Below are 13,539 nucleotides of genomic sequence, written 5' to 3'. Positions count from 1 at the left end.
GACGCTCGCGCCTTTTCTGCCTTTCCGCGACACTCCCGCCATGAAAAACGAACATGGCTTTACGCTTATCGAAACCCTTGTCGCCATCTCGCTGGTCGTGATCCTCAGCGCGACGGGGCTTTATGGCTGGGACAGCTGGCAACAGCGGCAGCGGCTCTGGCAGACAGCCTGTCAGGTGCGGGATTACCTGGCGTTCTTGCGAAACGACGCAAATCGTCACAACAGCGAGCACAGGATCGCACTTCACGCTGACGGGAATCAGGCCTGCCTTATCAGCGCTGTGGTCCCGGGCTGCGACAGCGGCGGCCCGTTCGTGATGAAACCGTTATGGCCGGAGGTCACGCTGAGCGACGTCACGCCTGCGCTGGGATTTTACGGCTTAAGGGATACCGCATGGGCCGGACATATTCGCGTGCAGAGCCGCGCCGGTGCGTGGTGGGTTGTTGTCTCAAATGGTGGGCGTATCAGGCTGTGTAATGCCGCAGGAGAAGATCTATGCCAGTAAAACAAAAAGGGTTCTCCCTTCTGGAGGTCCTGATTGCGATGACGATAAGCAGCATTCTGTTACTCAGTACGTCACGTTTTTTACCGGGGCTCCAGCGGGGTGTTTTACTGCAATCCGGGCAACGGGAGCTGGAAGATGAGGTGTGGCAACGCCTGCTTGCGATCGGTAAACAACTCCAGCGAGCAGGATACTGTGCAGGGCATTGTCAGGGGCAAGGGTTAATCATCGGCAGGCAAGGGCGCTGTGCAATTGTGCAGTGGGATGCAAACAGCAACGGTCAGTGGGATACCTCCGCGTCAGAAAATGACCGCACGGGATTTCGGCTTGAAGCCGGCGCGCTTGAAACGCTGCGGGGCGCGACGTCCTGTGAAGGTAAGGGGTGGGATAAACTCACCGACCCCGATCGGATCCTGATCGAGCAGTTCATGATCACCAAAACCGACCATGCTGGTTTTGCACCGGTAATCAATGTCGAGCTGCGCGCCCGGCGCAAAGGTGAACTGAATACACCCTTTTCAGCCCACCACACCGTAACGGGGTTTAATCTGTGAATCGTCAGCGGGGCATGTCATCGCTGGCGCTGGTCCTGCTGTTGCTGGTGCTCGGCACGCTGATCCTCACCGGATTAAACCAGCAGCTGAAAACTTTTAATGCTGTGGTGAGTAATGAGAGTCTGTCCGTTCGCCAGCAGGCTGCCGTGCAGTCTGCGCTGGAGTGGGGACGCGTTCAGCGCTGGGCATTACGGCCAGAGGTTCAGTGCAAGCAGACGCAGCGTTGGCGGGTCTGTTTAAGGCTGCTCAGGGATCGGGCTTTGCTTATTGCCGGAATTGACGATCTGTTGCTTTGGCAGGGCGGAGAAATCACGGAAGGACAAATACGCTTTTCTGCCCACGGCTGGAGCGATTTCTGCCCCCTTAAGGAAAAAGCGCTATGTCAGTTACCCTGAGCAGACAAAAAGGATTTAGCATGGTTGAGGTTTTGCTGGCAATGATGTTGCTGGTTGTGGTTGTGACGGCGTTATCCGGATATCATCGCGCGCTGGCAGCCCGGTATGCGGCGCTTAGCCAGTATCGTCAGCTATGGCATCATGCGTGGAATCAGTCGCAGATCTCAACGTCGACGCTCCCGCCGGGCTGGCAGGTCAGTCGGGGGCAGACAACACAGACCGGATGTGTCAGCATCACGGTCACACTTATTTCTCCTATGGGGCGGCAGGGCGCGTTGACGCGTCTGCATTGCCCGGTTAGCCGGTAGTCGGGAGCGTTTATGCTAAGGGTTTACCACTCAAATCGTCTGGATGTGCTGGAAGCACTGATGGAGTATATCGTTGAGCAAGAGCGTCTCGACGATCCGTTTGAGCCAGAAATGGTGCTGGTGCAGAGCACCGGTATGGCGCAGTGGCTGCAAATGTCCCTTTCGCAGAAGTTTGGCATTGCGGCGAACATCGATTTTCCGCTGCCCGCGAGCTTTATCTGGGAGATGTTTGTTCGCGTCCTGCCGGATATTCCCGAGCAGAGCGCATTCAACAAACAAAGCATGGCCTGGAAACTGATGACGCTGCTGCCGGACATGCTGGAGCATGAAGAGTTCGCCATGCTGCGCCACTACCTGAATGATGACACCGACAAGCGCAAACTGTTTCAACTGGCCTCACGCACCGCCGACCTCTACGACCAGTATCTGGTTTACCGTGCAGAATGGCTGGTTCGCTGGGAAGCGGGAGAATTAGTCGATGGGTTGCCGGAAGCGCAAATCTGGCAGGCGCCGCTCTGGAAAGCGCTGGTCGAACATACCGAGCAGCTCGGTCAGCCTAAATGGCACCGTGCTAACCTGTACGATCGCTTTATCTCAACACTCGAGAACACCGCAGAACGGCCAGCCCGTTTGCCGTCACGCGTGTTCATTTGCGGTATCTCCGCGCTGCCGCCGGTCTACCTGAACGCGCTCAAAGCGCTCGGTAAGCACACTGATATCCATATCCTTTTTACCAACCCGTGTCGGCACTACTGGGGAGATATTCAGGATCCGCGCTGGCTTTCACGGCTGGTCACCCGCCAGCGAAAACGCCTCTTTGAGGAACGTGCCGTGCCGCTGTTTAAGGACACTGAAAACGCGGCGCAGCTTTTCGATGAAGAGGGGATTCAGAACCTGCCGAACCCGCTGCTTGCCTCGTGGGGCAAGCTGGGGCGCGACTATATTTATCTGCTTTCAGATATCACCTCCTCGGGAGAGGGGGACGTCGATGCGTTTGCGGATATTACGCCCGATAGCCTGCTGCACAATATTCAACTCGATATTCTGGATTTAGAGAACCGTGCCGTTGCCGGGATCACCGCCGAGGAGTTTGCGCGAAGCGATAAGAAGCGAAAACTGGATCCTGACGATCGTAGTATCGCGATCCACGTTTGCCATAGTCCACAGCGTGAAGTTGAAGTTCTACATGACCGCCTGCTGGCCATGTTGCAGGACGATCCAACCCTGACACCGCGCGATATCGTGGTGATGGTGGCGGATATCGACAGCTATAGCCCGTTTATTCAGGCGGTATTTGGCAGCGCAACGGGTGACCGCTATCTGCCCTACGCGATCTCAGACCGCCGTGCTCGTCAGTCACACCCGGCGCTTCAGGCCTTTATCAGCCTGCTTTCGCTGCCCGATAGCCGGTTCATCTCTGAGGATGTGCTGGCATTGCTGGATGTGCCTGTTCTGGCCGCACGTTTCGACATTAACGAAGAGGGATTGCGCTACCTGCGTCAGTGGGTGAACGAATCCGGCGTCCGCTGGGGAATTGACGATGACAACGTTCAGGAGTTCGAGCTACCACCAACCGGCCAGCACACCTGGCAGTTTGGCCTTACCCGCATGCTGCTGGGGTATGCGATGGAGAGCATCCATGGCGAATGGAATGACGTGCTGCCGTACGATGAGTCCAGCGGGTTAATCGCGGAACTGGTAGGTCACCTGGCCTCGCTGCTGATGCAGCTCAACCGCTGGCGCCGCGCGCTGATGCAGCCCCGCCCGCTTGAAGAGTGGCTGCCGGTTTGCCGCGACATGCTGAATGATTTCTTCCTGCCGGACAGCGAAACAGAGGCTGCCATGGCGCTTATCGAGAAGCAGTGGCAGGCCATTGTGGATGAGGGGGTAAATTCGCACTATCACGAGGCGGTTCCCCTTTCGCTTCTGCGTGATGAGCTGACGCAACGCCTTGACCAGGAGCGCATCAGCCAGCGCTTCCTTGCAGGGCCGGTGAATATCTGCACCCTGATGCCGATGCGTTCAATCCCGTTCAAAGTGGTCTGTCTGCTTGGCATGAACGACGGTATTTATCCACGCGCGCTGCCCCCTCTGGGCTTTGATCTCATGAGCGCACAGCCGAAGCGGGGCGACCGCAGCCGCCGCGATGATGACCGTTATCTTTTCCTTGAGGCGCTGATGTCCGCGCAAAGCAGGCTCTATATCAGCTATATCGGGCGTTCAATTCAGGATAACAGCGAGCGTTTCCCGTCGGTGCTGGTGCAGGAGCTGGTGGACTACATCGGACAGAGTCACTATCTGCCGGGCGATGAAGCCTGTAACTGCGACGAAAGCGAACGTCGGGTGAAAGCGCATATCACCTGTCACCATAGCCGAATGCCGTTTGATCCTGTCAATTACGTTCCTGATGAACTGCAAAGCTACGCCCGTGAGTGGCTTCCCGCCGCGAAGAACGAGGGAACACCGCAAACCGATTTTATTCAGGCGCTCGAACCGCTCGCCATAGACACCCTCACGTTTGAGCAGCTACAGCGCTTTTGGGCGCATCCGGTTCGGGCTTTTTTCCAGCAACGCTTGCAGGTGAACTTCCGCTCGGAAGAGAGCGAAATCCCCGATGCGGAACCGTTTATTCTTGATGGGCTGGAGCGATTTAAGCTTAATTCCCAGCTTCTGAATGCGCTGGTTGACGAAGAAGATGCCAGCAAACTGTTCAGACGTTTCAGGGCGTCGGGATTACTTCCGTATGGCGCGTTCGGCGAAATCGTCTGGGATGCCCAGTGCGAGGAGATGCAAGCGCTTGCTGACCGGGTTATCGCGTGTCGGCAGCCGGCGAGCAGCATTGAAATCGATCTCGATTGTAACGGTATCCACCTCAGCGGCTGGCTCACGCACGTGCAGTCTGACGGGCTGCTGCGCTGGCGCCCCTCCATGCTCAGCGTTTCACATGGCCTGCAACTCTGGCTCGAACATCTTGTCTACTGTGCGAATGGTCACGAAGGCGAAAGCCGGTTGTTTGTCCGTAAGGACGGCGAGTGGCGCTTCCCGCCCATGAAGCCTGATCAGGCGTTGACGTATCTGTCGCTTTATATTGAAGGCTACCGTCAGGGCATGAACAAACCACTACTTTTACTGCCTGAAAGTGGGGGGGCGTGGATAAAAGCCTGTTACGACGCGCAGAATGATGCCATGTTAACGGATGAGGCTTCGCTCCAGAAAGCGCGCAGCAAGTTTTTGCAGGCCTACGAAGGGAACATGATGGTACGTGGCGAGGGCGACGATGTCTGGTATCAACGTTTATGGCGAACGCTGGAGCCAGAATACTTCGACATTATCACGGAAGAGGCGCAACGCTACCTGTTACCGTTGTACAAATTTAATCAGTCCTGAGTGCTGTATAAAAATTGCGCAGCATGAGGTGTTCATTTATGATGCACCTCTTATCACGGACTGATGTACCCAGAGAAAGAGATGCTGGCGTGTCCAGCACGCACGTTGTTAATGATGTAGCCGTGATAAAGAGGTCGTAATGCCAGGCAGCACCTTGTTAAAAGCGTTTGTTTTGTTTATCGCCCTTTGGGCTCCCGTCACTCAGGCCGATTCCGGTTGGCAACCCGTCCAGGAAACAATCCGTAAGAGCGAAAAGGACATCCGTCAGTATCAGGCGATTCGTCTTGATAACGGGATGACCGTGCTGCTGGTTTCTGACCCTCAGGCGGTGAAATCGCTCTCCGCGCTGGTTGTGCCGGTGGGGTCGCTGGAAGATCCTGAAGCCCATCCGGGACTGGCGCACTACCTTGAACACATGACGCTGATGGGCTCTAAAAAATACCCGCAGCCGGACAGCCTGTCTGAATTTCTGAAAATGCATGGCGGCAGCCACAACGCCAGTACCGCGCCGTATCGCACCGCGTTTTACCTGGAAGTGGAAAATGATGCGCTTGATGGCGCGGTCGACCGTCTGGCGGATGCCATCGCCGCCCCGCTGCTGGATAAAAAATATGCCGACCGGGAACGCAACGCCGTGAACGCCGAACTGACCATGGCGCGCACGCGAGACGGTATGCGCATGGCGCAGGTCAGCGCAGAAACCATCAACCCGGCGCACCCGGGTTCGCGCTTCTCAGGCGGCAATCTTGAAACGCTGAGCGACAAACCGGGTAGCCCGGTGCTTGATGCGCTGCATGCGTTTCGCGACAAATACTACTCCGCCAACCTGATGAAAGCGGTGATCTACAGTAATAAACCGTTGCCAGCGCTGGCAAATATGGCGGCGCAAACCTATGGCCGGGTGCCAAATAAAAATATCGAGCGGCCGCAGATTAACGTGCCGGTTGTCACGGACGCGCAAAAAGGCATCGTTATTCACTATGTCCCGGCCTTGCCCCGCAAGGTCTTACGCGTTGAATTCCGTATTGATAACAACACGGCGCAGTTCCGCAGCAAAACCGACGAGCTGGTGACCTATCTTATCGGCAACCGCAGCCCGGGCACGCTCTCTGACTGGCTGCAAAAGCAGGGGCTGGTGGAAGGTATTCGCGCTGACTCCGATCCTGTCGTAAACGGTAACAGCGGCGTGCTGGCAATCTCCGCGACGCTGACCGATAAAGGGCAGGCTCACCGCGACGATGTCGTTGCGGCCATTTTTAGCTATCTCTCTCTGCTGCGCGAGAAAGGCGTCGATAAACGCTACTTTGACGAGCTGGCGCACGTGCTGGATCTCGATTTCCGCTATCCCTCTATCACGCGTGACATGGACTATGTTGAGTGGCTGGCAGATACCATGATCCGCGTGCCCGTGGAACATACGCTTGATGCGGTAAATATTGCCGACCAGTATGACGCCGGGGCGCTCAAGGCGCGTCTGGCGATGATGACCCCACAGAATGCCCGCGTCTGGTATATCAGCCCGAACGAACCGCACAACAAAACGGCCTACTTCGTGGATGCCCCGTATCAGGTTGAAAAAATCAGCGAACAGACCTTCGCGGGCTGGCAGAAAAAGGCGGGTGAGATTGCGCTGAAGTTGCCGGAGCTTAACCCCTACATCCCGGATGATTTCACGCTGATCAAACCCGCAAAGGCGTATCCGCACCCGGAACTGATTATTGATGAGCCGACGCTGCGGGTGGTCTACACCCCAAGCCGCTATTTCGCTGACGAGCCAAAAGCGGATGTCAGCGTGGTGCTGCGCAACCCGAAAGCAATGGATAGCGCCCGAAACCAGGTGCTGTTTGCGCTGAACGATTATCTGGCCGGTATTGCCCTCGATCAGCTCAGCAACCAGGCTGCCGTTGGCGGCATCAGCTTCTCGACCAACGCCAATAACGGCCTGATGGTGAATGCCAACGGCTATACCCAGCGTTTGCCGCAGCTGTTCCAGGCGCTGCTGGAGGGCTATTTCAGCTACACGCCTACGGAAGAACAGCTTGAGCAGGCTAAGTCCTGGTATGCGCAGATGATGGATTCTGCGGAGAAGGGGAAAGCCTACGATCAGGCGATTATGCCGGCGCAGATGGTGTCGCAAATTCCTTATTTCCAGCGCGAAGATCGCCGCGCGTTACTGCCCTCTGTGACCTTAAAAGAGGTTCTGGCTTACCGTGATGCGCTGAAAACCAATACCCGTCCGGAGTTCCTGGTTGTGGGCAATATGAGCGAAGAGCAGGCAAAAACGCTGGCGCAAAACGTCCGTACGCAGCTGGGTTCAAAAGGCGATGAGTGGTGCCGTAACCAGGACGTGCTGGTAGAGAAAAAGCAAAACGCGATCTTCGAAAAAGCGGGGAGCAGCACCGATTCCGCGCTGGCCGCGGTGTTTGTACCTACCGGTTATGATGAATTTACCAGCTCTGCCCAGAGCGCCGTGCTTGGACAAATTATTCAGCCGTGGTTCTACAACCAGTTGCGTACCGAGGAGCAACTGGGCTACGCGGTGTTCGCCTTCTCCATGAACGTGGGCCGCCAGTGGGGGCTGGGCTTCCTTCTGCAAAGCAGCGACAAGCAGCCCGCTTACCTGTGGCAGCGCTATCAGGCGTTCTTCCCGCAGGCGGAAGCAAAACTGCGGGCTATGAAGCCGGAGGAGTTTGCCCAGATCCAGCAGGCCGTTATCGCGCAGGTGATGCAGCCGCCGCAGACGCTGGGCGAAGAAGCCTCGCAGCTGAGCAAAGATTTCGATCGCGGTAATATGAAATTTGATTCGCGTGATAAAATAGTGGCCGAAATAAAACAGCTGACGCCACAAAAGGTTGCCGATTTCTTCCACCAGGCGGTGGTAAAACCGCAGGGTATGGCCATCCTGTCTCAGGTCTCTGGCAGCCAGAACGGGAAAACGGACTACGTAAAATCGAAAGAGTGGACCGTCTGGAAGAGCGTCAGCGCACTACAGCAGTCTATGCCCTGGAGTAAAAAAGAATGACCCATACCGCTGAGCCGCTTGATCCCCTAAGTTTACCTCTACAGGGCGAGCGATTGATTGAAGCCTCAGCGGGAACGGGAAAAACCTATACCATCGCCGCGCTCTATCTGCGTCTGCTGTTAGGGCTCGGCGGCAGCGCCGCTTTTTCACGCCCGTTAAGCGTGGAGGAGCTGCTGGTGGTCACCTTCACCGAAGCGGCCACTGCCGAGCTGCGTGGCCGTATTCGCAGTAACATTCATGAACTGCGCATCGCCTGTCTGCGCCAGACCACGGATAACCCCCTCTACGCGAGCCTGCTGGACGAGATCGCCGATAAGCAACAGGCTGCGCAATGGCTGCTGCTGGCCGAACGGCAAATGGACGAGGCGTCCGTCTTCACTATTCACGGTTTTTGTCAGCGCATGCTGAGCCTGAATGCGTTTGAATCCGGCATGCTCTTTGAGCAACAGCTTATTGAAGATGAATCCGAGCTTCGCTATCAGGCCTGCGCGGATTTCTGGCGGCGTCACTGCTATCCGTTGCAGCGCGACATTGCCGAAGCGGTTCACGCCCTGTGGAAAGGTCCGGAAGATCTTCTGCGCGCCATCGACCGTTACCTGCAAGGCGAAGCGCCGGTCATCAAATCCCCGCCGCCTGCCGATGAAACGCTCGCCTCGCGCCATGAAAAGATTGTCGCCAAAATTACCGCGCTTAAGCAGAAGTGGAATGAGTCGGTCGGTGAAATTGATGCGATCATCGAAAACTCAGGCATCGACAGACGCAAGTTCAACCGTGGGAACCAGGGGAAATGGATCGAAAAGATCAGCGCCTGGGCCCAGGAGGAGACGCGGGGCTACCAGCTTCCGGACGCACTGGAAAAATTCTCGCAGCGCTTTTTGACCGAGCGGACTAAAGCCGACGGCATTGTGCCCGAGCATCCCCTGTTTGTGGCGATTGAAGCGCTGCTTGCTGAGCCATTAACGCTCAACGATCTGATGATCACCCGCGCCATGACGGAGATCCGCCAGGCCGTCGCGCGGGAAAAACGTCGCCGGGGCGAGCTGGGGTTCGATGATATGCTGAGCCGCCTGGACGAGGCGCTGTCCAGCGAGAATGGTGAAGCGCTCGCCAGCGCGATCCGTACCCGATTCCCGGTGGCGATGATTGACGAATTTCAGGATACCGACCCCCAACAGTACCGCATTTTTCGCCGCATCTGGCGACAGCAGCCCGACACTGCCCTGCTGTTGATAGGCGATCCTAAACAAGCAATTTATGCCTTCCGCGGGGCCGATATCTTTACCTATATGAAAGCCCGCAGCGAGGTCGTTGCCCACTACACGTTAGACACGAACTGGCGCTCCGCGCCGGGGATGGTTGAGAGCGTCAATGCGCTGTTCAGCCGCATGGAGTCGGCGTTCATGTTCAATGAAATTCCTTTCCTGCCGGTGAAATCTGCCCCAAATAACGCGATCTTACGCTTTGAAGTCAGCGGTGCGGTGCAACCCGCCATGACCTTCTGGCTGCTTGAGGGGGAAGGCTATGGTGTGGCCGACTATCAGGCGGCGATGGCTCAGCACTGCGCCGCGCAAATCCGTGACTGGCTGAGCGCAGGCGCGCGCGGCGAGGCGCTGCTGTGGAAAGGGGAACAGGCAAATCCTGTTAAAGCCTCTGATATCACCGTGCTGGTGCGCAGCCGTCAGGAAGCGGCGTTGATCCGCGATGCGCTTACGCTGCTTGATATCCCTTCCGTGTATCTTTCTAACCGCGACAGCGTGTTCGACACGCTGGAAGCCCAGGAAATGCTCTGGCTGCTTCAGGCGGTGCTGGCGCCGGAGCGCGAAAATACGCTTCGAAGCGCGCTGGCCAGTTCAATGCTGGGGTTGAACGCGCGGGATATCGACGTGCTTAACCATGACGAAAACGCATGGGATACGGTAGTGGAAGAGTTTGTCCATTACCGTGAGCGCTGGCAAAAACGCGGCGTCATGGCGATGCTTCGCGAGCTGATGACGCGGCGTCAGATTGCCGAAAATATGCTGGCGACATCCGGCGGTGAAAGGCGTCTGACCGATATTTTACATATTAGCGAACTGTTGCAGGAAGCGGGTACCCAGCTTGAAAGTGAACATGCCCTCGTGCGCTGGCTGGCGCAGCAAATTGCCGATCCCAACAGCAACGCCTCAAGCCAACAGATGCGTCTTGAGAGCGATAAGCATCTGGTGCAAATCGTCACCATTCACAAATCGAAAGGTCTCGAATATCCGCTGGTCTGGCTGCCCTTCATCGCGAACTACCGCGTTCAGGATCAGGCCTTTTACCATGACCGCGAGACTTTCGATGCGGTGCTCGATCTCAGCAAAGCGGAAACCAGCGTTGAGCTGGCGGAAGCGGAGCGTCTGGCGGAGGATTTGCGCCTGCTATACGTTGCGCTGACCCGTTCTGTCTGGCATTGCAGCCTGGGCGTCGCGCCCGTATTTCGCCGTCGCGGAGAAAAAACGGGGGAGAGCGATTTCCATTTAAGCGCGTTAGGCCGGCTTATTCAGCGTGGCGAGCCGAAAGATGCGGCGGGGCTACGCCACTGCATTGCGTCGCTTTGCGGTGACGATATCGCGCTACATATCCCGACTCTGCCAGACAATAGCCGCTGGCAAATGGCGCAAGAGACCGCCACCGATCTTAACGCGCGCCAGATCACGCGGGTGCTTGCCGACGACTGGCGAGTCACCAGCTATTCTGGCCTGCAACAGCACGGGCAAAGTATTGCGCAGGATCTCATGCCGAAGCTGGACGTGGATGCCGCAGGAGTGGGAGAGGTGCCGGTTGAGCCGACGTTAACCCCGCATCAGTTCCCGCGCGGCGCGTCGCCGGGCACCTTTTTACACAGCCTCTTTGAGGAGCTAGATTTCACCCAGCCTGTCAGTGAGGAGTGGGTGCTGAGGATGCTACAGAGCGGAGGCTATGACGCGCACTGGCAGCCCGTTCTCACAGACTGGATCAACGCCATTTTGCAGGCGCCGCTGACGGAGCAGGGCTTCTCGCTTCGCCAGTTAACGGCCAAAAATAAGCAGGTTGAGATGGAGTTTTATCTGCCTGTCGAAGGTCCGCTTAAGGCCGACGCGCTCGATGCGCTCATCCGTCAGTACGATCCGCTATCAGCCGGCTGCCCGCCGCTGAACTTCCGTCAGGTACAGGGCATGCTGAAAGGGTTTATCGACCTGGTCTTCCGTCACGACGGGCGTTACTACCTGCTGGACTACAAATCCAACTGGCTGGGCGAGAGCAGCGAAGCCTATACCCAACAGGCGATGGCGGCAGCCATGCAAATGCATCGCTACGATCTGCAATATCAGCTCTATAGCCTGGCGCTGCACCGCTATTTGCGCCACCGTATTGCGGATTATCGCTACGACGACCATTTTGGTGGCGTCATCTACCTGTTCTTACGCGGGGTCGACGCTGCCGATCCGCACTCCGGGATCTTCAGTACCCGTCCGGACGCCGAACTGATTGATAAAATGGATAACCTGTTTGCAGCAAACGCGGAGGAGATGGCATGACGATGCAGGACTTATTGCTGGATGCGGTAGAGCAACGCGTGCTGCGTCAGCTGGACGTGCAGTTTGCCATGATGATTGCCGCTGACCAGCCCGCCGTGATGCTTGCCGCTGCCCTTTTGAGTAAAGACGCCGGAGAGGGGCATGTGTGTCTGCCGCTCTCGCGTCTGGTGATTGACGAAAAAATGCCCCCTGTCCTCCAGTCTTGCTTTGCGCTGCTGGGTGAGACGGTGGACTGGCCGAAAATTTTGTGCGAATCATCGGCCGTCGGGCCGGGAGAAAACCAGGCACCGCTGATCCTGTCGGGGGAGCGCTTGTACCTGAACCGCCTGTGGCGAAACGAGCTGACGGTAGCGCGTTTCTTTAGTGAGACCAACGCGCCGCTTCCCTGCGATGAAGCGCAGCTTCGCCAGACGCTGGACAGTCTGTTTGACTCTGGTGAAGCCACTGACTGGCAGAAAGTGGCGGCGGCTGTCGCCCTGACGCGACGGATTTCGGTGATTTCCGGCGGCCCGGGGACCGGGAAAACCACGACCGTAGCGAAACTGCTGGCCGCCCTGATCCAGCTTTCAGGCGAGCAGCGATGCCGTATTCGTCTGGCGGCGCCCACCGGGAAAGCCGCGGCGCGTCTGACCGAATCTCTGGGCGGCGCGATGCAACAGCTGCCGCTGACGCAGGAGCAGCTTGCGCTTTTCCCGGGTGAAGCAAGTACGCTGCACCGTCTGCTCGGCGCTCAGCCGGGTAGCCAGCGTCTGCGCTACCATGCGGGCAATCCGCTGCATCTGGACGTGCTGGTGGTGGATGAAGCCTCTATGATCGACCTGACCATGATGTCGCGCCTGATCGATGCTCTGCCGCCGCATGCGCGCGTGGTTTTCCTGGGCGATCGCGACCAGCTCGCCTCCGTTGAAGCCGGGGCGGTACTGGGAGATATCTGTACCTACGCCAGCTATGGTTATACCGCCGCGCGGGCGCAGGAGCTTGCCCGCCTGACCGGCTACTCGCTTGAGCCCGATCGCTCACCCGTCGCGGGCGCGCTGCGCGACAGCCTGTGCCTGCTGCAAAAAAGCTACCGCTTCGGCAGCGACTCCGGCATCGGCCAGCTGGCGGCGGCGGTAAACCGTGGGGATCGGCATGCCACGCGCACGGTGTTTGACGGTTCCTTCACTGACATAGAAAAGAAATCGCTGCAAAGCGGGGAAGAGTATCAGGCAATGCTTGAGGAGGCTCTCCAGGGATATCAGCGTTTTCTGAGCTGCGTGCAGCAGCGCAGTCAGCCCGAGCAGGCCATCGCCGCATTTGGCGAATACCAGCTTCTGTGCGCACTACGTGAAGGGCCGTTTGGCGTCGCGGGTCTGAACGACAGGCTGGAGCAGCTGCTTGTGCAGAAACGCAGAATTAACCGCCAGCTGCATTCGCGATGGTATGAGGGCAGGCCTGTGATGATCTCCCGCAACGACAGTGCGCTGGGGCTGTTCAACGGGGATATCGGCATTGCGCTCGATCGCGGCAACGGTCTGCGCGTGTGGTTCCAGCTGCCGGACGGCAGCGTGAAGTCCGTTCAGCCCAGCCGCCTGCCGGAGCATGAAACGGCATGGGCGATGACGGTACACAAATCTCAGGGATCCGAGTTCAACCATGCGGCGCTGATCCTGCCGACACAGCTTTCACCGGTCGTAACCCGTGAGCTGGTCTACACCGCCATTACCCGTGCGCGTCAGCGTCTGTCGCTGTATGCGGATGAACGCGTGCTGGGACAGGCGATTGCCACCCGCACCGAGCGCAGAAGCGGATTAAGCGTGATATTTGAATCTGCCTGAATGCACGCCCTTTCC

Annotated in this window: 8 protein-coding genes; all 8 read left to right on the top strand. The window is 57.6% G+C overall.

Going from position 1 to position 13,539, the window contains the following annotated elements:
- The first annotated feature begins 40 nt into the window (after window positions 1-40).
- Window positions 41-505 carry a prepilin peptidase-dependent protein gene (locus tag N5C09_RS17175; RefSeq protein ID WP_279749526.1) on the top strand — a complete coding sequence of 155 codons (465 nt, stop codon included), beginning with the start codon at window positions 41-43 and terminating at the stop codon, window positions 503-505.
- Window positions 496-1,056: a prepilin peptidase-dependent protein gene (locus N5C09_RS17170; protein WP_279749525.1), complete on the top strand. Its 561-nt coding sequence runs from the start codon at window positions 496-498 to the stop codon at window positions 1,054-1,056. Before N5C09_RS17175 ends, N5C09_RS17170 begins: the two co-directional genes overlap by 10 nt.
- Window positions 1,053-1,451: a DUF2509 family protein gene (locus tag N5C09_RS17165; protein ID WP_112791687.1), complete on the top strand. Its 399-nt coding sequence runs from the start codon at window positions 1,053-1,055 to the stop codon at window positions 1,449-1,451. The genes N5C09_RS17170 and N5C09_RS17165 overlap by 4 nt, the downstream gene beginning before the upstream one ends.
- Window positions 1,436-1,759, top strand: coding sequence for a prepilin-type N-terminal cleavage/methylation domain-containing protein (locus N5C09_RS17160; RefSeq protein ID WP_279749524.1), 324 nt, complete (start codon window positions 1,436-1,438; stop codon window positions 1,757-1,759). Before N5C09_RS17165 ends, N5C09_RS17160 begins: the two co-directional genes overlap by 16 nt.
- Before the next feature lie 12 nt (window positions 1,760-1,771).
- Window positions 1,772-5,146 (top strand): exodeoxyribonuclease V subunit gamma, encoded by a 3,375-nt coding sequence (gene recC, locus N5C09_RS17155; RefSeq protein WP_279749522.1) that lies wholly within the window; start codon window positions 1,772-1,774, stop codon window positions 5,144-5,146.
- Window positions 5,147-5,285: 139 nt separating this feature from the next.
- Window positions 5,286-8,168, top strand: coding sequence for a pitrilysin (gene ptrA / locus N5C09_RS17150; protein ID WP_279749521.1), 2,883 nt, complete (start codon window positions 5,286-5,288; stop codon window positions 8,166-8,168).
- A complete protein-coding gene (gene recB, locus N5C09_RS17145; RefSeq protein WP_279749520.1) occupies window positions 8,165-11,707 on the top strand; it encodes an exodeoxyribonuclease V subunit beta in 3,543 nt (1,180 codons plus the stop codon). Before ptrA ends, recB begins: the two co-directional genes overlap by 4 nt.
- Window positions 11,704-13,524, top strand: a complete 1,821-nt coding sequence (gene recD / locus N5C09_RS17140; protein ID WP_279749519.1) for an exodeoxyribonuclease V subunit alpha — start codon at window positions 11,704-11,706, stop codon at window positions 13,522-13,524. Before recB ends, recD begins: the two co-directional genes overlap by 4 nt.
- Window positions 13,525-13,539 lie beyond the last annotated feature (15 nt).

It is taken from the genome of Enterobacter sp. GD03975 (genome assembly GCF_029838645.1).
Taxonomy (GTDB): domain Bacteria; phylum Pseudomonadota; class Gammaproteobacteria; order Enterobacterales; family Enterobacteriaceae; genus Enterobacter; species Enterobacter quasihormaechei.
The sequence above is the reverse complement of the archived record's forward strand: the minus strand, read 5'-3'. Positions and strand labels throughout refer to the sequence as shown.

Bases quoted from the DNA above. Each gene is read 5' to 3' on its own strand.
- N5C09_RS17170 (WP_279749525.1), top strand. From the start codon at position 496: ATGCCAGTAAAACAAAAAGGGTTCTCCCTTCTGGAGGTCCTGATTGCG.
- recC (WP_279749522.1), top strand. From the start codon at position 1,772: ATGCTAAGGGTTTACCACTCAAATCGTCTGGATGTGCTGGAAGCACTG.
- N5C09_RS17175 (WP_279749526.1), top strand. From the start codon at position 41: ATGAAAAACGAACATGGCTTTACGCTTATCGAAACCCTTGTCGCCATC.
- ptrA (WP_279749521.1), top strand. From the start codon at position 5,286: ATGCCAGGCAGCACCTTGTTAAAAGCGTTTGTTTTGTTTATCGCCCTT.
- recD (WP_279749519.1), top strand. From the start codon at position 11,704: ATGACGATGCAGGACTTATTGCTGGATGCGGTAGAGCAACGCGTGCTG.
- N5C09_RS17160 (WP_279749524.1), top strand. From the start codon at position 1,436: ATGTCAGTTACCCTGAGCAGACAAAAAGGATTTAGCATGGTTGAGGTT.
- recB (WP_279749520.1), top strand. From the start codon at position 8,165: ATGACCCATACCGCTGAGCCGCTTGATCCCCTAAGTTTACCTCTACAG.